Below are 24,191 nucleotides of genomic sequence, written 5' to 3'. Positions count from 1 at the left end.
GTAAGTCAATGGACGAGAATTCACACGCGCCTGGGGTTATCTTTTTTAGTATAGCTGTTCTTTAGACCCTCAGTAAAGTTTGAGGGTCTTTTTTCTTTGCTCGAAAATTTGAATATTTTAAAAGCAGCCTCTGATTTGGGCTGCTTTGGTTAGTGACTCATCATATAATCTATCAAAAATATGATTAATGCTATATCTCATAATATGTTAAGCTATTTAATTCCATTGTGCTTAATCTATGCTCTCTCAATTATTGATTTTGAAAATTTATTTGCCACTTCTTCTGTATTATAAAAAACTAATCTGTGGCGTTAATTCATTCTTTTAGTCCGCAAAAAGTTCATTTGGACTATGCTGTAAGTGATCAAACGGACAGAAGGTCAACAAAATGAACTACCTAAATCATAATGCTAAACGTCATCACTTAACGCCCAGCGACCGATCGCCTTTGTCAATTGCTAAGCCTAGTTTATTTGTGGCATTGTCAATTACTGAATAAGTTAGTTTCCGAATAACTCTAATAATCGATTAAATGATTTCACATATCCCTTGATGGAATAATAGCCATTTTTAAAAATTTCTTTTTACAACTTTATGTCTGAGAATTTAGCGACTAATTCTTTGTAATCGTAAATAAAATTAAGTACATAATAAAGATTATTATTATCAGACTTTTTTGCTTGTTTTTTTAATGAACTCAAGTAGTCTGCATTATATTTGAATTCATGAATTTTAATATTCTTTTTAACTTGGAATGCCAAAAAGTCATAAATTCTTCCATATATTGTATTCTCCTCTTGAGTATAATGAGGAACTTTCACTGTAATTTCTGATTTAAAATTTGTATTAAATTTCTTTTTTCCACTCCAAAAAGCTAGATTATAAGAAAGGATACATGCCTCTTGTGTAGCAACTAAAAAATCTATTTGATTAGAGCCTTTACTCAGCTGAACAGTAATTGGTCGTTTTAGAATAGTAGGCCTAGTTTCTAGATTCATTAAAGGATACTTTTCACTAGGACCTAAAAAACCTCTTCCATTAACGGTAAACGAATGATTTTCTGGATCGTAGACAATGATACTAGTTAGTGGGGAACATGAGTTATTCTCAAATTGGACTATGATTTTTAGCCTATCATATTGATCAAAATTTTTAGAGAAAAAATGCAGAATTGAATTTTCATCAGTAATTTTCTTTGAGTAAATGCTTTGAATATCCCCAGGACCAATCTCATTTTCGTGATTTATCACATCAATGGTTAAGGAGTAAGCTCCATCAGCTTGTCCAATTTTTAAAGGCTGGAATTTAATAGATATCTTATCGCTATGACCGACCTCATTTCCATTATTAATCCCTACGATAGTAAAATATTGATTTTCGTTGAAAAATCCACCATCATATAAAATTTCTGAATAATGATATTCTTCATAGTTGATGTCTTCTAGGCTAATATCTGTTAAATTAAATTTATCTTTTCTGGAAGTCTCAACAATCACTCTATGAAGAAATGGACTTGAATATCCGTTTGAGATGTTAGAAAGTAACTTAATTTCACCTAAGTATTTACCAATATTGTATATCCCATTATCTATAATAGAAACCTTTTTTCTGTTATTCCAGAAATTTATCATTGGTTTTAAGAGGAGCCATTTTAATGAACTCACTACTTCACCTACAACTGATATACTAGCCAAAAAATTATCAAAGATGTGCAGTTTCAAAATTTCCTCCTGTCAAGCTTGAATTACATTCATTATACCATGTTTTATACCATGTTTCTCATTTTCTAGCTAATTAAAAAACCGCTCAACCACGCGGTTTTTAGACCCCTTTCAGTATATTAAAAGCAACCGATTTTGCTACCCCAAGAGAAATTTGAAATTATTCCCCATACTTGGCATAATCAACGCTATATTTGGTTGAACAAAATTGTTCCGGTGCCGTAAAATTAAATTAAAAAAATCTCTATCTTTCTAGTTTGTTACGGTTAAATACTGCTCTTCAGGGACAACACCGTTTACATCTTTTGTTTTAGCGATGATAGTAATAATCTTGATTGTAACCAAGATTATTTGTAACAGCAGCATTATAAACTCCATATTCTCCAAAAGATCGTTTATCGTCTTTTTTAAACGAAGTGTTTTTAACTAATTTCTTAACTTCCTCATCACGGTCATTGTTGTTTTATCTATCAAAAGAACACGACAAAATTTCCGTGCTAATTATATCTTATTCTTACTCTTACTATCAATTGTATAACATCCTAATTATAATATTTGCAAAATAGTATAAAAATTCCATAATAACACACTACACTATAACATGTAGTTTATTAAGCAAAATAGATGAATTTTATTCATAATGTTAATTTATATGTAATTGAATCAAGAAGTATAAATTGATAAAATTATGATTAATAATAATTAAAGAGATAGTAGTAATGATAAATCGGAACAAGCATATACTAAACAGAAAATTTCAGTGCTCCTTCAAATTAGTTGGAATTTGCTCTGCAATAAGCTCCATCCCGCTATTTTTTATTGCAAATAGAGACTCTTTCATATATGCCTTTATTTATGTGGTTACCTCTATAGTATCCATATCATATCTACTTTATTATTCTCAATGGGCTTATCGAAAAGGCATTACTTGCGATATTGAATATCAATTACCAAAATTTTTAAGAATGCCAGAAGGTAAATTGAAATTTCCAAAAGAACTTCTTTGCATATCTGCCATTTTTATTTTATTAGTGAATATAGTTTTTCTATTAATTATAGCTTATGGTAAAAATATAGAATCCCATACTTTAGAAATTTCAATACTTTCAATCTATTGTTACTTAAATGCTATTTGGGTCGTATTTGATTACATGAGTAGAGTAATCTTTCAGGATAAGTTTGGTAATATTCTAAAACTATGCTTGCTGATTATTTTGTTTCTATTCCACAATGAAACTTTTGCAACCGCGCTGTTTACAATAATATCACTCTCGTTAAACTGGCTTATCTCTGATGATTTTTTAAATTTTTATCACACAATTAAAAATAGGACGATTAAAAAAGATTTTAGCATTTCAACCGAACAAAAACGAAAAGATGCAATAGCAAAGGCCTATATCATTTTTGTCAATATTTCGTTTGCTATAACGATGGCTATTAAAAAAATACTGCCTTATAAAATTAAAAAATCTGTTACTGATTGGATAATGAATATATTTTTTAAAGGCTCTGATAAAATTATTGCTATTGAGCCAAATAAGTTTAATCGTTGGAGTCTAGTAAATGCAATTATTGATTGGAGTAATAGGTTCTTAACTTCTAGGAGTATGATAATATCTCTAATCCTTATTTTTGTGATTGTGCTATTTTCAGCTATTTTAATTGGAATTATGAATAGAATGCTAAAAAGCGGTAATAAATCTGGAAAACGATACTTGAGTTTTGATTCATTATTTGGATTCAGAATAAGAGTCATTGATAAAGAATTTAGAAAATTTGAAGCTCGTAAGAAAATGAGAAGAAAATATTTAAGCAATAAAAATTGAATACAATAAACACAACATCCCTGACGATAGTACCGACAGGGATTGCTTCTTCTCTCACACTAATATCTGTGTTTGTTTTTAGGACATAGAGTGGTTAGTTTTTTTGTATATCCTGACTCTTTCTATCTCTTAATTTTCCTATTTTTTAAGAGACAGATGTAAGAATTCTCCGACTTATCTCCTGAAATAGCCAAAATTGAGAGATAGCTAATATAGTTTAGGATATCTTTTAAAATAGCTGGAAACTTAAATATAGAAAAAGATAGTGATTTGTTAGCGATATCCTTAAACTAGTTCGATATTATGGTATTTTAAGATGATATTGTCAGTAATTTCATCAAATAATCTCACCTGGCTCCATGGACTTTCAGCTCTGTGGGTGATATCCACCAACTGACCTGCTGATTTCTTACCAAATATTTCTAAAGTGGCCTTAATGGAAGCTAGTATGGTTTGGTTATCATCTGCTTGCAACATCTTTGCAAGGGTCAGAGGTACTGTAATACCGTCTAGATGAACATCTGTTTTATCGTCTGAAGCTTCAGCAATTTCTTCCTTACCATTTCCTTTGTAGTTATCGTAAACAGTGGGAATAACTGGGCCATACTGCATGGCAATAATCTTATCTTCAAATAACCTTTTACCAGTCTTTGTTAGATAATCCGCATAGACTAAATAAATCATCTTTTGGAGCTTTAGGTTGGACATAGGCAGTACTGATAAGAGATACTTAGCAATGTCAAGCGCAGTGATTTCTTTATCTGCAGCTACAACTTGCAGAAAATCGTCTAATGAATCATAGACTTCTAAATCCGCAAAGAAGCTGTCCTTATTAACAACACTACTCCAATCTTTCGAATCCGTTGTTAATTTATGGATGACATAGTCTGGACGTCCTAGTAGCCTGTCTGTTTTATCTCTTAATTCTGTCAAGACATCTTTACAGATGACATCGGCTGTATAATGCCAAGCAATTCGCTTACCCAGTCGGTAAGAACTTGCAATAGCGATAATATGCTGAACCATGTTCTGTTACTCCTTTCTTTGATACTCTTTGTATATTTCTGTCCAATTGATATATTGGCGTTTTTCTTTATGATTTCGGTGAGAACGTTCGTTAGAAATCTCATCAGACTTTTGCCAAATCTGAATTTCCCAAGGGAAATAATGGTTATTATCACTTTTGACGTACAGATGGATACCTTTGTAGTTTTCGTCTGTTCTAACATAGGGTCTAAATAATTTTATATTCAGTTTATCTGACCGCTTTATTTTATCCAATAGACAATCGTAATCAATCGTATTATTAATAATGATGCGAAATCCAAGCAAATCATTCAAGCATTTTTGAACAGGTATTGTAGGATCTGATTTTCCTACGCGATAATAGTATAACTTATTAAGAGCTGACTCCTTATTTTTTCCTCTAAAACGCGTTTCCAAAATTAAAGACTTTGAATTAAATTCAAGAAAAATAAGCCAGTATGATAGTTCTTCAATATAATCATCCACTAAACTAATAAAAGTCTCATCATAAGAGGTCTCTTGTAAAACCTTGTCTACTCTAGTTCTTTTCAGGTTATAAGCGATATGTCCCTTAAAAAAATTATGTGAAAAATCTTGATGCAGCTTACCAATTTCATTTATTAAACTTACAATTTCATCAAACATAACCCACATCCTTTGAGGCAATATCACTGGAATTATACCATAAAACGCACTAAATGAGGTGTATTTGGGCATTTTAGCTATAAAATTATACCACCTGCTCTATCAAGCTTTATCTCCCATTTGTTTATTCATCATATCTGAGTCAAAGGCGAATCTTGTTTCAGATTCATGATTTTACCATCTGGTGAAAACAGCTTTTTACGTCTCATTCTTTTGACGTAAGACTCTTAGCTGGCTTTCCTCCATCTCGAGCATGGCTTTTTCGACTAGGGTCCAGTTTCCAAATAAGGTCTCTTGGAGGATACGGGAGGCAGAACCGTGATCTCGTTCAGAGTCATAGAGGCACTGCTTGTCTCTATGATAGAGCTGGATGCGATCGAATGTCTCGGCTTCTTCTAATGCTCTTAGGTTTTCGACGAGATTGTCAACGATTAAATCATGATGCTCTTTTGGTGTCGCTCTGGCTTGATTAGGATCCTTGCTATAGAGCTCTTGATAGCGAAGCTGAGTGCTCAGGTAAGACAGCTCAGGTTTGGTTGCCATAATGGCCAGCGAGACCATATAACCACGCTTTTTCAGGAGAGTTGCTGTTGATTCGGGAACCTCTACGGTTCTAAGGGTTCCCTCAATGAGGAGATGATAACCGCGCTGGCTGAGTTCATCGACTAAGACTTCAACCATGGCTCCCGCAAATCCTTTGGTATAGTTGACACTGTCCTTGCCGTACTTTTTCTGAAGAGAAAGATAGTTAGGGTGTTGAGGGCGAAAACTATCACCATCAATGATAATGATATTCCCTTGAAATTCCTTTTGCTTGATCCGATGAATGGTCGTTTTACCAGCTCCACTCTGCCCTCCCAGTAAGATAGCCTGCGGTTTATCTGAGGAAATCTTGTTTCGCGTCAATGCGCCTAGGTTTCGGCTGAGGGCTCGGTCAAAATCTGCCTGATGGTATCGACCTAAGTCCATCAAGCCACCACCTGATGATGGGCTGTATCTAGCATACGCTCAATACCGTCAAGATAACCAGTGTAGCGCTCTAACTCTTCAAAAGTGTTAATGAGATAGATTTGCGTATTGAGTAAATCTGATAGATCATCGCTCATGATGACCCATGGATTGCTGGCATCATCAAAAGGAATAGCTTTAGCCTCTTGGTAGCGATAAAGGTTTGCTAGGACAGCTGACGCACGTTCCTTGAAGACTTCTATCTTGAGGGTGAGCTGATAATCTTCAACAGGTGTCAGGAGCTTGTCCTCACCCACTAAGCTAAGATAGGATACGTTAAAAACATGGCAGATGCGATCGATTAACGCTGTTGAGACGGGACTAGCTCCGTTTTCGTAGCGACTGAGGCTGTTGCGTGACACACCGAGCCTCTCAGCAAACTGGGGTTGTGTCAGACCAAGGGATTTGCGAAGCGTTTTAATATTTTCACCGATCATAAAATTCTCCTTATTAAGATACTAAGCCGTGAAACATCACATTAATTTTTATCATTATACCATAAAACGCACCAAATTTGGTGCGTTTGGGATTATTTACTAGAAACAGACCTGACATGTATGATGGAGGGGCTTCTAGATTTGGGAGAGGTAGCTAATTCACCCTAGTGATTGGCGTTTGTTATCAAGTGAAAGCACTTAGATAGCAAGCCTCTGCTGTATCTTAATTAACTGAACATGAAGCTAATCTCTTCGGAAAAAAGATCGACTTCCTTGTGTCCAAGGACACGGCGTCTGTCGCCTATTTTTCGGTCAGGGATTTTCGCTAAGCGAACCGCTTCTTTGCATCTTAACTTAACTGAACACGGGCTAAAAGCTCGGGATTTAGATAAGCTTCCTTGTGTGCCAGCACACGGCGTCACCTTCCTAAAATCCTGGTCGCTTTTTACGCCCTTTGTATCTTGTTATTACCGTCTTAGTCGTAGGGGTTCAATGATGTTTTCGATGAGGTTGATATAGTCAGTTTTGATGTTCTTTTTGTAGAGGAGGGGGTTGAGGGGTTCTGCGACTTGGGCTTTGTAGTCTTGGTAGCGTTGGCTGGCTGCTAGCTGGCTTTCGCCTTCTTGCTTTTTACGGCCTTTTTGGTAGTGGCTGACTAGGTAGCTGAGTTCGTCCTCGCCGATATACCATTTCTTGGCTAACTCTGTGACATGGCCTTGGATGACCTCTGCTACCATCTCATCTAAGACAGCGCTCAAGGATTGTCCACGGTAGCTTTCGGGATCACTCTTGATTTGATACCAGAGGGTGGACATGACTTGAGCTAGGCTGCTGTTGGTTTTAGCGAGATTGGCGATATAGTCATCGATAGTGGCGAGATCCTTGTCTGAAAGGTCGGCCGCTTCTTGACCCTCCTGCGGGATCAGGGCTTGGATAAGGGAGAGAATATACTCGTAGTTGATTTCATCGACATGGACAGACTCGATCTCGTAGAGATAGTTGATGGGTTCCTCTTCTTCTATTCCTTCTTCCTCGCGCCGATGTTTGAGCTCAGCAAGGACATTTTGATAGACGCCCATATAGGTCTCTAACTGGTCTGTGCTGAGACCGTATTCAGCATAGAATTCTGTCTCGTCATACTCTTGGTAGACTTGGAGGGAGGCCAGGCGCTTATCAAACTCCTGAAAGGCCTTGGCAAAGACTTTGAGCTCTTGGGTTGTAGCTTGCTCTGGTGTCAAGCCGAGGTCTGGTCCTTCTGAGATCTGACTGCGAAAGGCGGTGAGCTTGACTTCAAAATTAGCCTTTTCTTCCTCCCAGTCTGGGGCTAGGACGCTGGTCTGGCCGCCGTTTGAGTAGAGCTGGAGGGCATTATCGACGGCTGCTTTGAAGCTATTTGGTACCTGAAAGGTGATGATCTGACCGTGGAGTTTATTCTTATCAAAGATCCGATTGGTCCGGCTAAAAGCCTGAATCAGATCTTGCGGCTGCATGGGCTTTCGGTCGATAAAAAGGGTGGACAGGCAGGGCGCATCAAAGCCAGTCAGGAGACGATTGACCACGATGACCAGATCCAGCTGCTCAGCTCGAAAGAGGTACTTGTCCTTCTTGCGGGCTAGGCGGTTGTTGACATCGGTATTGTAGCTGCGCAGGTCAGCCATAGTGAAGTGGGTGCCAAACTCTTTATTGTAGTCGCTCAAGGATGCTTGCATCTTCTCTTGATTCGAGTGGGAATCCTCTTCATTTTCAGTGACCGAGTAGGTGATGGCGACCTTGGGGAAGTCTGGAAGGACACGCTTGACGGACTCGCTAACCTTGATGGTCGTCTCACCCTTTTTGATACGCTGGATAAGGTCGTAGTACTTCTGTGCCATGGGGATAGACTTGACCGTCAGGATAGCATTGTAGGTCTTGCCAACGCCGTTTTTAAAGCCTAGCGGCCCCTTGGAATGGTTAATGATGGTATCGAGGACCTGCAGCATGTGTTCTTCGTTTTCATAGGCTTGATCTGGGATAGTTTTTTCATCAGCCCCTTCATCAAGAAGCAGGGTGCTTTTGTAGTCGACTTTGAAGCCTAGGACAGCGCCATCGTGAATGGCCTCCTTGACCGTATACTCGTGGAGCTTGCGACCGTAGAGTTCTTCGGTTGTTTGCGCTAGGTTGCCCAGCTGCTGGCGTTTATTTTCACCAAAGATAGGTGTCCCTGTGAAGCCATACCAGAGGGCATGGACAAAGAAGCGTGAGATAGCCTGATGGGCTTGAGGCGTGACTGCTCGGTGGCACTCATCGACCACGAAAGCGACCTTGAGCTGCTTGATTTTCTGGGTATCCTTGCTATAGCGGCCTTCATCAATCTTACGCATGAGAGTGGAGAGCTTCTGGATGGTGGTTACCACCACGCGCTTGTCATTGCCGGTTAGGCGCTTGACCAGATCGTGGGTACTGTCGGTCTCGTCAATATCAATGACATCATTGGTGGCATAGGACAGAAAGCTAGAGGTCGTCTGCTGGTCTAGGTCACGGCGATCCACCACAAAGATGGTCTTTTTGATGGAAGGAATCTGCAGAAGGTTGCGGGCTACCTTATAGGACGTCAGGGTCTTACCAGAACCTGTGGTATGCCAGACATAGCCTGACTCCTGCTTCTTGCTGGCTTCCTGAACCGCCTCGATGGCATGAATTTGATAGGGGCGCAGCAGGATCAAGGCCTTCTTATCATCATCAATCACCGAATACTGCATGACCATCTGGTGAGCACGGGGAATCGAGAGGACCTGCTGGGCGAAAGTAAAAAGCTCTTCAACCGGCTGATTCTTGTCGTCCACCCACTTGGTGAGAAATTTCCTATTGAGCTTGTCGGCCTTGGTGGCAGCGATATAGCGGGTATTGGTCTTATTGGAGATGACAAACATCTGGATGCTTGAAAAAATGCCGCGGAATTTCCCTTCACGGTCGTATTTCTGAATCTGATTGAAGGCTTCATCTGTCGAATGACTGGCACTCTTGAGCTCGATATGGATAAGCGGCAGGCCGTTGATCAGCAAGCTGACATCTGTCCTGCGGTCACGGTCAAGCTCTTTTGAGCGATTGCGGACGACTTGATGGACAACTTCGTAGGATGATCTGCCGCCTGCGACATTGTCACGCCAGATGACCGAGAGACGGGCATTGTCTAAAGCCGCGTCCTCACGCTGGAGATCAACCTTGGCAATCCCATTTTCACCGACCAGCCATTTGGCTGCCTCGTAATAGCTGGTAAAATCCAGCTGTCCCTTGATCTGCTCCTTTTCCTGATTAGTCAGGGGATGGCCGTTGAGAGCAGCTGTATTATTTTGCTCCAGCTTAGCAAAGAAATTATCCCAGAGGTCTTCTTCTGTGCGTAGGTCCTCACGCAGGCTCCACTGACTCTCGCCTGTAATCAATTGTTCAATGAGCTGATTTTCCAGTTCAGCTTCTCTAGTCGTTTGCATATTGGTGACTTTCTAAATTAAAATTGATAGTTTTATTATAGCAGAAAGTCAGTTGATTGCTGCAGTCATTTGAAAAACTAATCCCTTTCCTCTTATTTTTTATGCTACAATAAAGGCAGAAGAATGAGGAAATTTTATGAAAACCTATGAAAAAATCTACAAAATTTTACATGAAACTGACAGTTTTGTCAGCGGACAGGATTTAGCTGAACAGTTAGAAGTTTCACGAACAGCTATTTGGAAATCGATGAAAGTTCTTGAAAATAAGGGGTTGGTTATCGAATCCGTCAAAAATCGAGGCTACCATCTGGTTCTGGGAGACTTGCTTCTGCCGAAGGAAATCAGCCAAGCTACTGGTCTCAAGGTCTATTACAATGAAACTTCTTCCTCTACCCAGCTAGATGCCAAGGAGGGGATTGAAAAAGAGCAGACCAGCCCTGCTCTCTACCTAGCTCCTAATCAAAAAAATGCCCGAGGGCGCTTTGCCCGCCCCTTCTTCTCGCCTGAGTCGGGTGGTATCTATATGTCTCTTCATCTACAGCCCAACCTGCCCCATGATCAGGCTCCTGCCTACACCCTCATGGTCGCTTCCAGCATTGTCAAGGCAATCTCCCGTCTAACGGGAATTGACTGCCAGATCAAATGGGTCAATGATATCTATCTGGGACATAAGAAATTAGCGGGCATTCTGACTGAAGCCATTTCATCTATTGAGACGGGGCTGATTACCGATGTCATCATTGGGGTGGGGCTCAATTTTCTCGTACCAGAGTTCCCTAAGGATCTGCGTGACAAGGCTGCCAGTCTATTTACCACTCAGACTCCAATTACCCGCAATCAGTTGATTTCAGAAATCTGGAACATTTTCCTAGAAACGCCTGAGCGTGACTTGATAAAGGTTTACAAAGAAAAGTCACTCGTTCTGGATAAACGAGTGACTTTCGTGGAAAATCAGCTATCTTATGCGGGCTTAGCGACTGACATCACCGACAGCGGTCAGCTAGTGGTACAACTTGATGACGGTCAGGAAAAGCTCCTCAACTCCGGTGAGATCAGTCTCTCTTCTTGGGAGTCTTAGGTCCTTGTCCATGAGGCAAGGATTTGAGCAATTCCTTAAGCAGACGGTCTGCCAGATAGGCATTTTGTAAATTACGCAAAATCAGGAAAGCCCAAAAACCGGCTAACCAAAAATGTCCTGTAAGCAAGGCTTCGCTGAAAAAATAGCTTTCTAAAGCACACCAGAGCGCCATGCTGATAAACTGTAATCTATTCATATAAGCTAATTATAGCAGAAAATCCACCGCAATGGTGGATTTTTGTTCTCATGAAAAGATTGAGCCATTTATGACTGTTTAGCCGTCATTGGATTGACCTGATTGAATGCTGCAAAATATCAATCACATAATTCCCTCTAGTCTTCTTCTACTTTTAGTCTGTCGGAAAGAAATTCAAAACCATCTGGAATCAGGCTGTCCGACTCGTCCTCTGTTGCTGGTTCGGCTGAAGCGGCAGCTCCTTTTTGATCACGCATTTTTTGAGCAAATTCTGTTCGGATTTTCTCAAAGTCCGCTTTAGGCACTGCCATAATTTGCGGTGAGAAGCCGGCTGCCTGACTCATGATATTGCCAAACATGGTATTGAGATCGGTGCGCTTCATGGCCTGCTCAGCATTGAAGGCTGCCTGAAAGGCCAGAATGGCATTTTCACTATTAGCTAAGACAGGTTCAGACCCCAAAAGCAAGGCTCTATCCTGAGGCCCGATGGAATCTAGAATTTCATTCCAAGAGCTTTTGAGGGCATCCAGATACTGACGGGACTTCTCACTGTCAGCCACTGTTTCTTCCATGATAGTCAAAATCTTAGCCTTATCAACCTTGAATTTGAAGTTAGTGGAAGCCTTAGGTTTGGTAACTGAAGCTGGGGTGGCGAAGTTGCCTGCTTCCAGCTGGGCTTTGAGCTTGCTGACCTCTTGCCTAAGTTCTTGGATTTCCCTTCGCCAATCACCTGAATCATCTGATTGGGCTGGACTATCCTCTTGTTTAGATTCAGCCAGTTGAATGGTCATCATCTCAGCATAGATTTTTGGCTGAGTGCCGTTTTTGAGCTCAGGCATAGCCTGAGTAATCCTATCAATCATAGCAAAGAGCCGTCCTTGCTCCAAGCTCAAATTGTCCTGGAAGGCCTGACTCGTCCGACTGGCCTGACCGCCAGCCTGCACCATGAGAATATCCCGTAGATAATCCAAGAGATCAGTCGCAAACCGGCTCATACTCTTACCACTATCAAAGATCGTATTGAGATCGGTCAAAGCCGCTAGACTGTCCTTCTGGATAAGATGGGCCAAATAATCGTCCAAAGCAGCCTGACCGACTGAACCAGTGATTTCTTCGGCAATGGCTGCTGTGATTTGATTGTCAGCTGACAGGCTGAGGGCTTGATCTAAGATGGACAGGGCATCTCGCATCCCGCCTTCGGCCTGACGGGCAATCAGGTTGAGAGCCTCATCCTCATAAGCGATGCCTTCCTTGTCCAGAATTTCAGCCATGTGCTGGCGAATAGCCGCTTGCTTGATAGCTTTGAATTCAAAACGCTGTACCCGCGAGAGGATGGTAGCCGGAATCTTGTGCAATTCGGTCGTTGCTAGGATAAAAACGACATTCTCCGTCGGTTCCTCCAAGGTCTTAAGCAAGGCATTGAAGGCCCCGGTTGAAAGCATGTGGACTTCGTCAATGATATAGACCTTGTAGGTGGCTCGACTGGGAGCATAGGTTGATTTGTCACGGATTTCGCGAATCTCATCTACTCCATTGTTAGAAGCAGCATCAATTTCGATCACGTCTTCTAGACTGCCTTCGGTAATATCATGGCAGATATCACACTGATTGCAGGGCTCACCGTCCACCTGATGGGGACAGTTCATGGCCTTAGCAAAGATTTTAGCCACACTGGTCTTCCCAGTCCCCCGCGGTCCCGAGAAGAGATAGGCATGACTGATTTTACCAGAAGCCACGGCCTGCCTGAGAGTGGTCGCTACTACTTCTTGGCCGACTAATTCCTCAAAAGTTTGGCTTCTGTATTTTCGATAAAGAGCTTGATACATTAGTCCTTAACTCCAAACATGGCAAAATCCCAGTCTGTTTTCTCAAGCAGAATAGCCACAAATCTTTCGAGATAAACTCGGTCAGTCTCATCATAATCACCAACTAGACTCGAATCCAAATCTAGGACCCCCAGCAGCTGGCCGTCTTGATAGATAGGGACGACAATTTCTGACATTGCTGCCGAATCACAGGAAATATAATTGGCGTGCTGGGTCACATCGTCAACAATCAAAGTCTGATTTTTCTGGGCAGACTCACCGCAGACACCCTTACCAAGGGCAATATGAACACAGGAAACTTTCCCTTGAAAAGGACCGAGAATAAGCTCTTGTCCATCAAACAGATAAAAACCTGCAAATACCGAATTGGGCAGAGCTTCTTTAATCAAGGCCGAAGCATTAGCCAGATTGGCAAGGACGTTAGTCTCCCCTTCCAAAAGAGCTTCTAATTGGGCTAATAACAATTCATAAGTGGATTTTTTCTCTACATTTGTCATAAGGCTATTATAGCAAAAATTACCTATCTAAGCGAGTTGATGCGTTAAGGCTAAATCAATTTCAACATTTACTTTTTATCTTCTTCCTTAATGCGAGCGGACTCTAAAAAGCTGGGAAAATTAAGAAAAAAGACCAGACCATAAAGTTCAGATCTAGTCTCGAATTGTTATTAAATGGACTTAGTCTTCGGTTCCCAGTAATTTATCACCAACGATAGCAGCCAAAACACCGCCTACGATTGGAGCCAAAATAAAAATCCAAACTTGCTTGAGAGCAGAACCTCCGATAAAGAGTGCTGGTGCCAAGCTACGTGCTGGGTTAACAGAAAGACCTGTGATATTTAGTCCCACAAGGATCATCAAAGCCAAGGTCAAGCCGATAACAATACCAGCTATTTTTCCGTTGCCTTTACTTTCCGATGTCACAGTCACAATGACCAAGATAAAGATAAAGCTAGCAACAGCTTCAAAGAGGAAACCGCCCAGAGCAGTGACACCGTCAGCCAAAGCATTTTGCCCAAGACCAACCTTATCAACTGACAGTCCCGAATTGCTTACCAAGAAGTCAAGGAATACTGACGCTAAGAAGGCACCAATAACTTGAGCCACGATGTAGTTTGCTAGGTCTTTAGCGCTAAGACGCTTATTGATAAACATAGCGATAGAAACCGCTGGGTTGAGGTGGGCACCTGATACCGTACCAACTGAGTAGGCTGCTGCTACGATTGACAAACCGAAAGCCAGAGCGATACCAACATGGCCGATTCCCTCCATACCATTACCAAAGGCGACAGTCCCCGTTCCAACAAAAACGAGGATAAAAGTTCCGATTAATTCTGCGAAAAATTTTTTCATTTTTCCCTCCCAAAAAATTATTTATTTTTAGCACAGAATTTATTATAGCTTGGCTTCTTTGAGCAATCAAATGATACGACTTAAAAATGCAATATTTTTGTAATGTATTTGACTTGATTATTTTCAGAAAATCTGGAATTCTTTCACAAATGAAAAAGACCACAGTGGTCCTCTCTCGTTGTTCATTATAAGTCACCCACTACAGTCGACAAAGAGCCATATTTTTTCGCAAAAATAAGCTATTCATAGCCCTCCGATGGGAAGCTAACTATTGAAAGCCAAAAGGGTGATAAAACTTAACAGTTTTCAGCACTTTTCAACTAAACCGGGAAATAATTCAATTTGTTCTGCTCACAAGCCAGTAATAACTGTCCCTTCTCTTTCAGTAAGCGGTAAATTTCACTTAAGCTGCGCGCTCAAATCATCCCAGCAAAAATATATGTGAAAACCACAAACCAAGTCAATACTCGCAGCTAGAAAATCGATCTTCTCAGGATCCAAAATAGTGAAATGTATCTGGTCGAGGTTTTTCACGTTGATTTCATTTAACCACTTTTCTTTTGCAAAAAATCAAAGACCCTCTGATTAAAATCTTTAGCTTCACTATAGGCTGAGTGTCCCAAATTTTCATAAAGGTAGACAGAACAGCCCAGCTTATCTGCCAGCTCTAGACTTGCTTGGCCAGATACTACCAAATCTTTCGCACCGCCAATGACAAGTGTCGGACAGTTGATGGTCGGGAGATCTTCGTAGACATCAAAGGTCAGACAGGCTTCAGCCAAAATCAGAAAACGCTCAATTTCCTTTGGTTTTAAGCATTTAGCCAAGAGTGCAATCAGCCATCTGTGTTTGCGCACATAGGTGTCCGAATACATTTTGGCAAACATGTCCTTGATTAAATCTTCCCAATTATGTTTTTGGGCTAAGGCGATCCAGCCGCCAATAGTTGACTGAACACGAGCATTTTGCTGCGACAGGGTTACTCCCAGCACTAAGCGGCTAACCAATTCTGGATAGTTAATGGCTAAACTTTGGGCAATCATACCGCCCTGTGATATTCCAACAACATGCGCACTTTTAAGACCTAACGCTGTCATCACCAAGGCTAAATCATCTGCCATATCTGATACTCGATAACCTGTCGGGATATGATTTCTGCGGTCAAACATATAAACTTTATAATCTTTGGCAAAGAGCCGGTACATAACAGACATCTGCCAAGCCTTCCCACGCAAGCGTGACAGGCTCAATCCTGAAATCAAAATTAGCGGCTGCTTGCCCAAGCCAAAAGTAAGGTAGTCAACCTCTAAATTATCTCTCTTGAATGAAGCGTTTTTAGCTTTATACATTGCAGTTCTCCTAGAATAACAGTAGTTATGATAGCAAAAAATCACTCTGATGAGTGATTCGATTCTTCTTAATAGTATTCACCTTGGCGGTAATTCCAAGAGTTGAAGGTATCTGACAGGTTCATCATAATTTTGTCAATATCTAGGCCCTTGCGAATAACGACCGGACAGTTATCAATAGAGCGGCTACCTTTGCCTTGTTCAGGAATGAGTTTACCGTCCTTATCAACCATAGAAACCATCACACCTTGTTCATAGCGGGTTTCAACATTCTTATCGGGTTGGATAGAAGCAACATAGTCGTCTGCTTCGATAACCAAGTCAACGGCTTCTTCGATGCGTTGGCCAATGCCTTCAACCTTACCACGGTTACCTTTACCAGATGGGTTGGCAGAGGATGCATAGACCATCTTACCTTCTTTTTCCCACATTTCCTTGGCAATCTGTTCACCAGCTACACCAAACTTGATAACAAAGCAAGATGTCTTGCGACTATCGGTCATCAGCTCTTCACGGCCATCCCCAAAAGCTTGGAGCTTAGTATAGGCCTCTTCCTTCCAAGGGAGGATACAGCCCAGCAGGATATCTTGATCCCAATGCTTTTGGTAGAAGCTTTCAATTTCTGGGGTTAACTGAGCCAGAGCACGAAGCTCATCCATGCTCCCGCAGAGTACCACACCTGGCTTGTTGCGGTTACGGTTCTTGGCAGCGAACTTGCGTTCCAAACCAGCCTTGTCGCTAGTCATAATGATGTAGCCGACCTTGGTTGGGCAGACGATACAGCCGCCTTCACCTTTTACAATCTCAAGTCCTTCTTGTGAAAGATTTCCGTCCCATTGAATGTGTTTTGTCATATTTTTCTCCATTTTTAATCAATTATTTCGCTTATTTTATCATGAAAAGTTGGTATTTTCAAGGTTTTTTCAGAATTTTCAAAAACCAATCAAGCATTACTACTGCCAATAGCTTGGGCGATTTTTTTCGTACTCAGCGATTAAATCTTCATATTGAAGTGTAATACCAATATCATCGAGACCATTGAGGAGCTTGTGTTTCCAATCGCCATCAATTTCGAAGCTAAACTCCCCTACTGGTGATAGAATCTTTTGTTCAGGAAGATCAACGGTGATCTGGTCTGTCGGCGCTAACTGAGCCAACTTCTGACGAACTTCTAAGGGTTGGACAATGGGCAGAATACCATTGTTGAGGTCATTATTATAGTGGATATCACCGAAAGAGCCAGCGATGATTACCTTGAAACCGTAGTCGGCCAAGGCCCAGGCTGCGTGTTCCCTTGAGGAACCTGCTCCGAAATTATCCCCTGTAATTAAGATAGTTGCCTTGCGATAGGGAACTGTATTGAAGATAAAATCAGGATTTTCAGTGTAATTGTCATCAACATAGCGCCACTCATACATCAGGTATTTGCCAAAGCCCTTCTTATCTATCAGTTTGAGGAACTGTTTGGGTAGAATCTGGTCGGTGTCGATATTGTCATTCATCAGAGGCACGGTAGTCCCTGTATAAACGGTAAATTTTTCCATTTTACTCCTCCTACTGGGCTTCCGGTAATTGGCGGACATCGACAAAGTGACCGGCAATTGCTGCTGCGGCTGCCATAGCTGGACTGCAGAGGTGAGTTCTGGCTCCGACGCCCTGACGATCTTCAAAGTTACGGTTGCTGGTTGAGGCACAGTGAACACCGGCAGGAACCTTGTCTGGATTCATCCCCAGACACATAGAACAACCAGGATCCCGCCATTCAAATCCAGCATCGGTAAAGATTTTATCCAAACCTAGCTTTTCCGCAGCTGTCTTGACTGGTCTGGAGCCAGGTACTACAATAGCCGTCAGGTTTGGGGCAATATGCTTACCTTCTACAAATTTAGCTGCTAATTTAAGATCACTCAGTCTGGCATTGGTACAGGAACCAAGGAAGACGTAACCAATGTCTAAGTCCTCAACTTTTTGGCCGGGTCTAGTATCCATGTAGTTATAGGCCCGTTCATCGTTCATATCACGAATGTCTGGGAAGGGCTGGTCAAAAGCCACGCCCATAGAAGGATTGGTTCCCCAAGTGACCATAGGAGCTAGCTCAGAAACATCAAGCTCAATGATCTTATCATAGTGGGCATCTGGATCCGAGACCAGCGTCTTCCAATCGGCAACAGCTTGGTCAAATTTTTCTCCCTTAGGAGCCTGTTCTCGCCCTTTGATATAGTCAAAAGTGGTCTGGTCTGGATTCATGATACCTATTTTGGAGCCAAACTCAATAGACATATTGCAGATTGTCATCCGTTCTTCCATGGAGAGGGCTTGAACAGCTTCTCCTGTATATTCAACCACATAGCCGACTCCGACGGATACGCCATACTGGGCAATCAGGGCTAGGACATAATCCTTGGCATAGACACCTTTTTGTGGCTGCCCGACAAATTTAACCAAAAGCTTCTTGGGTTTGACCTGCCAAATAGTTTGGGTGGCAAAGACGTGTTCAACTTCCGTCGTTCCAATACCAAATCCGATAGCTCCGAAAGCGCCATGAGTAGCTGTGTGACTATCCCCACAGACAATAAATTTACCGGGCTGGGTTCTACCAGTTTCTGGACCGACCATGTGGACGATACCTTGGTTAGCAGAGCCGTGGGCCGCGTGGGGAATGTCAAATTCCTTAAGATTGCGAGCTAGGGCATCCATCTGAGCCTTGGAAATAACATCTCGAATATCGTAGATATTAACGGTTGGTACATTATGGTCAAAGGTTCCAAAAGTCAAGTCAGGCCTACGAACTTTACGTTCTGCTTCTCTCAAGCCATCGAAGGCTTGAGGACTGGTTACTTCGTGAATGTAGTGCTGATCCACATACATCAGCTGGGGGTCGCCTTCCGTACCAGTTATGACATGGCGGTCCCAGACCTTATCAAAAATTGATTGTCCACTCATTTTTAAATCTCCATAAACAATAGATTAAGAGCAAGTCGATTAGCAGGCCTAGAGCCCAAGAAAATCTAAAATACCACTTGCGAGTTTTATGATGAAAAAGATGACTGGCTAGCGCAGATCCCAAACCTGCTCCAGCCAAACTCAGCAAAATCAAAGACTTTTCAGATATGCGCCAAGCTCCCTTGATGGCTCGTCTTTTATCCAGACCATAGACAACAAAGGCGATCAGATTCCAAAGGATAAGCCCTAAACTTAAAATTAGCCTCATCTTTAAAGATTAGCTATAATCGCTGCTGTCATCTGAGCTGTTGTCGCCTGACCGCCTAAGTCACGGGTTAAGACACCCTGCTTAAGGGTCGTATCGACAGCCTGCTCAATCATGCTTGCTCCTGCCTGCTCGTCAAAGGAATCTCGCAGCATCATAGCAACCGAGAGAATCATGCTAACAGGATTAGCAATTCCTTGACCAGCAATATCTGGAGCCGAGCCATGGATGGGTTCATAAAGACTGGGACCGTCTTGTGAATGGCTGGCCGAGGGCATGACCCCAAGGGTGCCAGGTAACACCGATGATTCATCTGACAGGATATCCCCAAAAAGATTTTCTGTCACGACGACATCGAAACGGGCCGGGTCGGTAATCATCAGCATAGCAGCACTATCGACTAATTGGTGTTCCAATGTCACATCAGGAAATTCCTGAGCCACTTGTTCCACAACTTTGCGCCAGAGTTTGGAAGTCGCTAGGACATTTTGTTTATCAATACTGGTCACCTTTTTGCCTCGGCCCTGAGCAATGGTAAAGGCCTTGCGGACAATGCGTCGAATTTCTTCAGCTGAATAATCATTGATGTCACGCGCTGCTGCTTCTTTAAGGTCATGCTGACCGAAATAGATTCCGCCGGTCAATTCCCTTACCACGACAAAATCAACACCGTCAATTCGTTCGGGTTTCAGAGGAGACAGATGCTTGAGCGCTTCGAAAATTTTTACCGGACGAATATTGGCAAAAAGGTTGAGTTCCTTACGCAGAGCTAAGAGGCCCTGCTCAGGTCTAACTGGGGCTCTATCGTATTGGGGACTGCCGATAGCTGCCAAGAGAATAGCATCAGCTGAACGTGCTGCTGCTAGAGTTGCTTCTGGTAGGGGGTGACCGGCCTGGTCAATACCTGCACCGCCAAAAGGCTGAGCATCCAACTCATAGTCAAAATTGATCTTTTTGGCGACAGCTTCCAGTACTTCCAAGCCCGCCGTCATAATCTCGGGGCCAATTCCGTCCCCTGCTAAGGTTACAATTTTTTTGGTCATTACGCTTTCCTTTTTAAATGTTTTATTCAAGGACTATTAATCGGTCTGCTTAGAAGTCTTTTTCTGATACTCTGCGACCAATTTGGCCATCATTTTCTTTTTGCACCAGAACGTTAGCATTAATATAGGCAATAGCACTGGCCTTCATAACATCAAAATCGACACCTGTAGCATTGAAAATAGTCCCTGTATCAACGTTCTCAACAGATACAGCTACTCGGGCTTGGGCATCAATACCATCGGTAATTGCATCAATACTATAACTGAGTAGGCGAACAGTTTGATTGAAGAATTTATCAATGGCATTGAAGGCCGCTTCAACAGATCCCTTACCATTAGCCACTGTATCTACAGCCTCAGCATCCTTATTAGCCATAGAAACTACTGCTGTAACGGTTTCGTCTTGATTAGAGATCAATTTCAAATCGGCAAAGTGGAAACCTTCTGGATTTTCAATATCAACCCCTTCGACCAAGGCGATGATATCAGCATCTCTGATATCGTGTTTCTTGTCAGCCAACTTTTTGAACTTAGCAAAGAGGTCTTTTATTTCGGCCTCAGCAAAGTCCAAATTCAATTCCTTAAGTTTCTCAACAAAGGCATGACGACCGGAGAGTTTGCCCAGTGGCAGAGAATTTTGCTTGACGCCAACCAGCTCGGGAGTAATGATTTCATAGGTGAGTGGGTTTTTGAGAACACCATCTTGGTGAATACCCGATTCATGCGAGAAGGCATTGCCACCGACTACAGCCTTATTCTTAGGAACTGGAATACCTGAGAACCGTGAAACTATAGCTGAAGTATTGGTGGTTTCGTTGAGAACGATATCACTAGTAACCTTGAAATAATCTTCACGAATTTTGAGGGCTACCGCCACTTCTTCCAAGGCAACATTACCAGCCCGCTCACCGATACCGTTAACGGTTCCCTCAATACGGCCGGCACCATTTTTAATGGCAGCCAGAGTATTGGCTGTTGCCATTCCCAGATCATCATGACAGTGGGGACTGAAAATAATATTGCGATCAGATTTGACATTTTCAATCAAGTATTTAAAGATATGGCCGAATTCACTTGGCGTCGTAAAACCAACCGTATCTGGAATATTGATGTAGGTTGCTCCTGCATCAACAGCCGTCTGAACCACTTCCAGAAGATAATCAAGCTCGGTCCGAGTAGCATCCTCAGGAGAAAATTCAACGACATCGAAATACTGGCGGGCATAGGAAACATGTTCTTTGATGACGTCCAAAATTTCTTCTTTGGATTTTTTTAGCTTAAATTCCCGATGGATAGGACTAGTGGCTATAAAGACATGACATTGGGGATACTTGGCATCCTTGAGGGCCTGATAGCAAGCATCAATGTCAGATTTGACTGAACGAGCCAGACCCGTAACAGCTGTCTTAGTCATAGCTGCAGCAATCTGCTTAACTGCTTCAAAAGAGTCGGGACTGGCAGCTGGGAAACCTGCCTCAATAGCAGAAATACCCCATTTTTCTAACTGCTTAGCGATGGCAACCTTTTCTTTGACAGAGAAATTAACACCAGGGGTTTGTTCCCCATCACGAAGACTGGTATCAAGAAATTCTACTTTACGCATAATGACCTCTTTCTTCTGGGTAATGATTGATTAAAAGTGGGTAAATACTGGCCTTAAGGCTATGTCAAAACCTTAGTGACAAATTTAGCCAGAGAACTAAGAATGACACTAACTTCTTAGGGAAAAATAAACTTCCTCGTGTCATGTAATAGACACAGTGTCAGTCTTCTATTTTTCTGGGGAAATTTTACTGCATACAACAGGCCTTTGCATTTCCATTAAAAAAACATCCCGCCAAGCGAGATGTTTTGTAAATCCCGCTTGGTAAGCCAAACAGGACTAATGCTTTTGCATTAGCCCTCACACCTCAACAACAAGACTGTCATAGAACGTGTCATCATTTGACTTTTTCCTTTCGATGTTTTCTTGTTTATTATCCTAACGTATTTGCAAATCAATGTCAAGGCTTTTTTAGAAATTTTCTGAAAAATCGCATAATTTGAGATAGAAAATTCTCTCACTTAGCCATTAGAAAGAAAGTGAGAGTGGGACAAACAGCCATGATAGCTTAGCCCTCATCTACAAAGCATTGTAATCTCTGAAGATTACGTATAAAAAATCAGTAAATCGTGATAAAATCACGATTTTGATTTTCCTCGCTCTCTTATTTTAAGACTCAGGTCTCTGCCACTTTCTTATTTTTAGGTGGCAGGCTTTGGCAGTCTATCCCCAGACTGCCAAAGTCCACTGGAGCATTTTGACACTTGCCTTGCAAGCTTTATTTCCCGATTAAAAAGCTCTACCAGAGCTTTTTAACCCACCTCCGCACAGTTGTGCAAACAATTGAAGAGCAAGGGGTTAGGACTACCAATCAGCAGTGGTTCAGTGAGGCTAAAGCACTAATGAACTGTGCAGGGGTAAGACTTCTTGGTATAGTCAACAAGTCTTACTCCCAGTCACTGCGTCAAGCCGTTATTACTACAAAAAAGAAGGCTGGAATACTTTTTCCCAGCCTTTTCTAGTTACTGTTGGGCCTCAACCTTATGCGTAACCTGCTCCAGTATATTTTTGAGATAACCGATATTAGTGTTTAGCTTCTCATCAAAATCACTAGCATCAGAATTTAAGGGAAAAACAAGCGAGCCAACCAGAATCGAATCCGAAAAACTGCCTGTATTTTCCATATAATAAAATGTGAGTTGGGCAAACTTATCCTTCTTACTGTTGGTCAAGCCAACATGCCAGGTTTTATCCCTGATAGTCACTGTCGTCTTATAGTTAAATTTCTGCTGATCCTGCTCGAGAATAGTATCTAAATCGCTATCGGCATAATGCTTTCCACCATCAAATGGAGACTTATCGTAGGCATTCAGGGTATAGAGCAGGGCATAGATCTGAGGATCCCCAGAACTGGCTTCATAAGTGACATCACGTTGACCATCCTTAGTTCTAGAAGAATCAAGAATCCAAGTATTAGGAATATCATAATACCGCCAATCAATTAACGCCTTACCTGAACCATCGGTCCTTGAAAATCCATTTGGGGCTGAGGCCAGCTGATGGGACTTTTGCTTAGGATCGGCGGGCTCATTATCTTGAACAGCCTTTTCTTCTACCTGAGCCAATTTCTTAAAGTCACTTTCGTTAATAACCTCAATTTCTTGATCACTGCTAGATGATGACGCAGGGCTCTCCTTATGTTGAAATTCATTAAATGAAAAAGGAACACAGGCTGTCAAACTGATCACAGCCAAACTGAGACTCATACTCAGCAATATTTTCTTCATGATACTTTCTCCAATTACAAACCTATTTCTCACCTAAAATTGAGGCGATCTTAGTATTGATGAGATCAATAGCTACGGTATTGGAAACTCCTTCTGGGATAACGATGTCGGCATAGCGTTTGGTTGGCTCGATAAACTGATGATACATGGGTTTAACCACGCTGGTGTATTGCTCGATAATACTATCTAGACTGCGGCCTCGCTCCAGCATATCCCTTTTGATCCGTCGAATAATCCTAATATCATCATCGGTATCGACAAAAAGTTTGATATCCATCAAGTCTCTCAGACGCTCATCTTCCAGCACCAAAATACCTTCAACAATAAAGACATCCTGAGGCTCCTGCCGATAAGTTTCATTGCTTCTGGTATGCTGGGTATAATCATAGATGGGGATATCAACGGGCCGGCCAGCTTGCAGCTCCTTGATATGCTCAATCATGAGATCCGTATCGAAAGCCAGAGGGTGATCGTAATTGGTTGATATTCGCTCCTCAAGGGTCAGGTGGGATTGATCCTTATAGTAGGAATCATGTTCAATCATTGCAATCTTTGAATTAGGAAAATGATTGAGAATTTCCCGAGATACACTGGTTTTACCACCGCCAGAACCGCCTGTCACGCCAATAATAATCGTTTTTTTCTGCATAAGAACCTTACTCATATCTAATCTAAAATC

At 41.8% G+C, this 24,191-nt stretch carries 21 protein-coding genes and 1 pseudogene; 2 read left to right on the top strand and 20 right to left on the bottom strand.

The features are described from left to right. Nucleotides 1-584 precede the first annotated feature (584 nt). Nucleotides 585-1,721 (bottom strand): hypothetical protein, encoded by a 1,137-nt coding sequence (locus G7Y32_RS03475; protein WP_165210677.1) that lies wholly within the window; start codon nt 1,719-1,721, stop codon nt 585-587. Nucleotides 1,722-2,440: 719 nt separating this feature from the next. Between G7Y32_RS03475 and G7Y32_RS03470 the strand changes: the two genes are divergently transcribed. After that, the gene (locus tag G7Y32_RS03470) at nt 2,441-3,547 is read left to right on the top strand and encodes a hypothetical protein (protein ID WP_165210674.1); all 1,107 of its coding nucleotides are present in this window, start codon (nt 2,441-2,443) and stop codon (nt 3,545-3,547) included. A 285-nt stretch (nt 3,548-3,832) separates the two neighbouring features. Here G7Y32_RS03470 and G7Y32_RS03465 read toward each other — a convergent pair whose 3' ends face one another. The 5 genes from G7Y32_RS03465 to G7Y32_RS03445 all read right to left on the bottom strand — a co-directional run bounded on the left by G7Y32_RS03465 (nt 3,833) and on the right by G7Y32_RS03445 (nt 10,130). Then, nucleotides 3,833-4,573 (bottom strand): Panacea domain-containing protein, encoded by a 741-nt coding sequence (locus tag G7Y32_RS03465; protein WP_165210671.1) that lies wholly within the window; start codon nt 4,571-4,573, stop codon nt 3,833-3,835. Between the two features lie 6 nt (nt 4,574-4,579). Continuing rightward, nucleotides 4,580-5,218: a RelA/SpoT-related domain-containing protein gene (locus G7Y32_RS03460; protein ID WP_165210668.1), complete on the bottom strand. Its 639-nt coding sequence runs from the start codon at nt 5,216-5,218 to the stop codon at nt 4,580-4,582. Nucleotides 5,219-5,416: 198 nt separating this feature from the next. After that, entirely contained in the window at nt 5,417-6,187 is a 771-nt protein-coding gene (locus tag G7Y32_RS03455; RefSeq protein ID WP_165210665.1) for a zeta toxin family protein, read from the bottom strand. Beyond that, on the bottom strand, nt 6,187-6,663 hold the full coding sequence (locus G7Y32_RS03450) for a helix-turn-helix transcriptional regulator (protein WP_165210662.1): 477 nt from the start codon (nt 6,661-6,663) through the stop codon (nt 6,187-6,189). Before G7Y32_RS03450 ends, G7Y32_RS03455 begins: the two co-directional genes overlap by 1 nt. Nucleotides 6,664-7,130: 467 nt before the next feature. Continuing rightward, complete coding sequence (locus G7Y32_RS03445; protein ID WP_165210659.1) at nt 7,131-10,130, bottom strand: type I restriction endonuclease subunit R; 3,000 nt, start codon at nt 10,128-10,130, stop codon at nt 7,131-7,133. A 136-nt stretch (nt 10,131-10,266) separates the two neighbouring features. Between G7Y32_RS03445 and birA the strand changes: the two genes are divergently transcribed. After that, a complete protein-coding gene (gene birA, locus G7Y32_RS03440; RefSeq protein WP_165210656.1) occupies nt 10,267-11,208 on the top strand; it encodes a bifunctional biotin--[acetyl-CoA-carboxylase] ligase/biotin operon repressor BirA in 942 nt (313 codons plus the stop codon). Here the strand turns inward: birA and G7Y32_RS03435 are convergent. The 14 genes and pseudogenes from G7Y32_RS03435 to udk form a co-directional block, all read right to left on the bottom strand. Beyond that, the gene (locus G7Y32_RS03435; RefSeq protein ID WP_277423760.1) at nt 11,183-11,404 is read right to left on the bottom strand and encodes a DUF3272 family protein; all 222 of its coding nucleotides are present in this window, start codon (nt 11,402-11,404) and stop codon (nt 11,183-11,185) included. The two genes, birA and G7Y32_RS03435, sit on opposite strands and share 26 nt — an antisense overlap. Nucleotides 11,405-11,541: 137 nt before the next feature. Then, nucleotides 11,542-13,230 carry a DNA polymerase III subunit gamma/tau gene (dnaX, locus tag G7Y32_RS03430; protein ID WP_165210653.1) on the bottom strand — a complete coding sequence of 563 codons (1,689 nt, stop codon included), beginning with the start codon at nt 13,228-13,230 and terminating at the stop codon, nt 11,542-11,544. After that, nucleotides 13,230-13,727 carry a GAF domain-containing protein gene (locus G7Y32_RS03425; protein WP_165210650.1) on the bottom strand — a complete coding sequence of 166 codons (498 nt, stop codon included), beginning with the start codon at nt 13,725-13,727 and terminating at the stop codon, nt 13,230-13,232. The genes dnaX and G7Y32_RS03425 overlap by 1 nt, the downstream gene beginning before the upstream one ends. A 180-nt stretch (nt 13,728-13,907) precedes the next feature. Then, on the bottom strand, nt 13,908-14,582 hold the full coding sequence (locus G7Y32_RS03420; RefSeq protein WP_165210647.1) for an MIP/aquaporin family protein: 675 nt from the start codon (nt 14,580-14,582) through the stop codon (nt 13,908-13,910). Between the two features lie 329 nt (nt 14,583-14,911). Beyond that, nucleotides 14,912-15,101, bottom strand: a pseudogene (locus tag G7Y32_RS10535) (class I SAM-dependent methyltransferase); the annotation flags it as partial. Between the two features lie 26 nt (nt 15,102-15,127). Then, a complete protein-coding gene (locus G7Y32_RS03415; protein WP_165210644.1) occupies nt 15,128-15,931 on the bottom strand; it encodes an alpha/beta fold hydrolase in 804 nt (267 codons plus the stop codon). A gap of 68 nt (nt 15,932-15,999) precedes the next feature. Beyond that, on the bottom strand, nt 16,000-16,785 hold the full coding sequence (locus tag G7Y32_RS03410) for an L-threonylcarbamoyladenylate synthase (protein WP_165210641.1): 786 nt from the start codon (nt 16,783-16,785) through the stop codon (nt 16,000-16,002). Between the two features lie 99 nt (nt 16,786-16,884). Then, a complete protein-coding gene (gene leuD, locus G7Y32_RS03405) occupies nt 16,885-17,475 on the bottom strand; it encodes a 3-isopropylmalate dehydratase small subunit (protein ID WP_165210638.1) in 591 nt (196 codons plus the stop codon). A gap of 10 nt (nt 17,476-17,485) precedes the next feature. Then, the gene (leuC, locus tag G7Y32_RS03400; RefSeq protein WP_165210635.1) at nt 17,486-18,874 is read right to left on the bottom strand and encodes a 3-isopropylmalate dehydratase large subunit; all 1,389 of its coding nucleotides are present in this window, start codon (nt 18,872-18,874) and stop codon (nt 17,486-17,488) included. Next, the gene (locus tag G7Y32_RS03395) at nt 18,852-19,142 is read right to left on the bottom strand and encodes a DUF1294 domain-containing protein (protein WP_165210632.1); all 291 of its coding nucleotides are present in this window, start codon (nt 19,140-19,142) and stop codon (nt 18,852-18,854) included. Before G7Y32_RS03395 ends, leuC begins: the two co-directional genes overlap by 23 nt. Before the next feature lie 2 nt (nt 19,143-19,144). Next, nucleotides 19,145-20,182, bottom strand: coding sequence for a 3-isopropylmalate dehydrogenase (gene leuB / locus G7Y32_RS03390; protein ID WP_165210629.1), 1,038 nt, complete (start codon nt 20,180-20,182; stop codon nt 19,145-19,147). Between the two features lie 49 nt (nt 20,183-20,231). Next, entirely contained in the window at nt 20,232-21,785 is a 1,554-nt protein-coding gene (locus tag G7Y32_RS03385; RefSeq protein ID WP_165210626.1) for a 2-isopropylmalate synthase, read from the bottom strand. A gap of 962 nt (nt 21,786-22,747) precedes the next feature. Then, nucleotides 22,748-23,512 carry a hypothetical protein gene (locus tag G7Y32_RS10360; protein WP_241154195.1) on the bottom strand — a complete coding sequence of 255 codons (765 nt, stop codon included), beginning with the start codon at nt 23,510-23,512 and terminating at the stop codon, nt 22,748-22,750. A 22-nt stretch (nt 23,513-23,534) separates the two neighbouring features. After that, a complete protein-coding gene (gene udk / locus G7Y32_RS03370) occupies nt 23,535-24,161 on the bottom strand; it encodes a uridine kinase (RefSeq protein WP_165210623.1) in 627 nt (208 codons plus the stop codon). Nucleotides 24,162-24,191: the final 30 nt, after the last annotated feature.

It is taken from the genome of Streptococcus tangpeifui, assembly GCF_011038795.1.
Taxonomy (GTDB): domain Bacteria; phylum Bacillota; class Bacilli; order Lactobacillales; family Streptococcaceae; genus Streptococcus; species Streptococcus tangpeifui.
Note: the sequence above shows the minus strand (reverse complement) of the source record. Positions and strands in the feature narration are given on the sequence as shown.

What these genes read in the sequence shown, in the direction of transcription:
- G7Y32_RS03465 (WP_165210671.1), bottom strand. Translation starts at nt 4,573, where the DNA reads ATGGTTCAGCATATTATCGCTATTGCAAGTTCTTACCGACTGGGTAAG.
- G7Y32_RS03435 (WP_277423760.1), bottom strand. Translation starts at nt 11,404, where the DNA reads ATGAATAGATTACAGTTTATCAGCATGGCGCTCTGGTGTGCTTTAGAA.
- G7Y32_RS03395 (WP_165210632.1), bottom strand. Translation starts at nt 19,142, where the DNA reads ATGAGGCTAATTTTAAGTTTAGGGCTTATCCTTTGGAATCTGATCGCC.
- birA (WP_165210656.1), top strand. Translation starts at nt 10,267, where the DNA reads ATGAAAACCTATGAAAAAATCTACAAAATTTTACATGAAACTGACAGT.
- dnaX (WP_165210653.1), bottom strand. Translation starts at nt 13,230, where the DNA reads ATGTATCAAGCTCTTTATCGAAAATACAGAAGCCAAACTTTTGAGGAA.
- G7Y32_RS03385 (WP_165210626.1), bottom strand. Translation starts at nt 21,785, where the DNA reads ATGCGTAAAGTAGAATTTCTTGATACCAGTCTTCGTGATGGGGAACAA.
- udk (WP_165210623.1), bottom strand. Translation starts at nt 24,161, where the DNA reads ATGCAGAAAAAAACGATTATTATTGGCGTGACAGGCGGTTCTGGCGGT.
- G7Y32_RS03420 (WP_165210647.1), bottom strand. Translation starts at nt 14,582, where the DNA reads ATGAAAAAATTTTTCGCAGAATTAATCGGAACTTTTATCCTCGTTTTT.
- G7Y32_RS03455 (WP_165210665.1), bottom strand. Translation starts at nt 6,187, where the DNA reads ATGGACTTAGGTCGATACCATCAGGCAGATTTTGACCGAGCCCTCAGC.
- G7Y32_RS03425 (WP_165210650.1), bottom strand. Translation starts at nt 13,727, where the DNA reads ATGACAAATGTAGAGAAAAAATCCACTTATGAATTGTTATTAGCCCAA.
- G7Y32_RS03445 (WP_165210659.1), bottom strand. Translation starts at nt 10,130, where the DNA reads ATGCAAACGACTAGAGAAGCTGAACTGGAAAATCAGCTCATTGAACAA.
- G7Y32_RS03450 (WP_165210662.1), bottom strand. Translation starts at nt 6,663, where the DNA reads ATGATCGGTGAAAATATTAAAACGCTTCGCAAATCCCTTGGTCTGACA.
- G7Y32_RS03415 (WP_165210644.1), bottom strand. Translation starts at nt 15,931, where the DNA reads ATGTATAAAGCTAAAAACGCTTCATTCAAGAGAGATAATTTAGAGGTT.
- leuC (WP_165210635.1), bottom strand. Translation starts at nt 18,874, where the DNA reads ATGAGTGGACAATCAATTTTTGATAAGGTCTGGGACCGCCATGTCATA.
- G7Y32_RS03460 (WP_165210668.1), bottom strand. Translation starts at nt 5,218, where the DNA reads ATGTTTGATGAAATTGTAAGTTTAATAAATGAAATTGGTAAGCTGCAT.
- G7Y32_RS03470 (WP_165210674.1), top strand. Translation starts at nt 2,441, where the DNA reads ATGATAAATCGGAACAAGCATATACTAAACAGAAAATTTCAGTGCTCC.
- leuB (WP_165210629.1), bottom strand. Translation starts at nt 20,182, where the DNA reads ATGACCAAAAAAATTGTAACCTTAGCAGGGGACGGAATTGGCCCCGAG.
- G7Y32_RS10360 (WP_241154195.1), bottom strand. Translation starts at nt 23,512, where the DNA reads ATGAAGAAAATATTGCTGAGTATGAGTCTCAGTTTGGCTGTGATCAGT.
- G7Y32_RS03410 (WP_165210641.1), bottom strand. Translation starts at nt 16,785, where the DNA reads ATGACAAAACACATTCAATGGGACGGAAATCTTTCACAAGAAGGACTT.
- leuD (WP_165210638.1), bottom strand. Translation starts at nt 17,475, where the DNA reads ATGGAAAAATTTACCGTTTATACAGGGACTACCGTGCCTCTGATGAAT.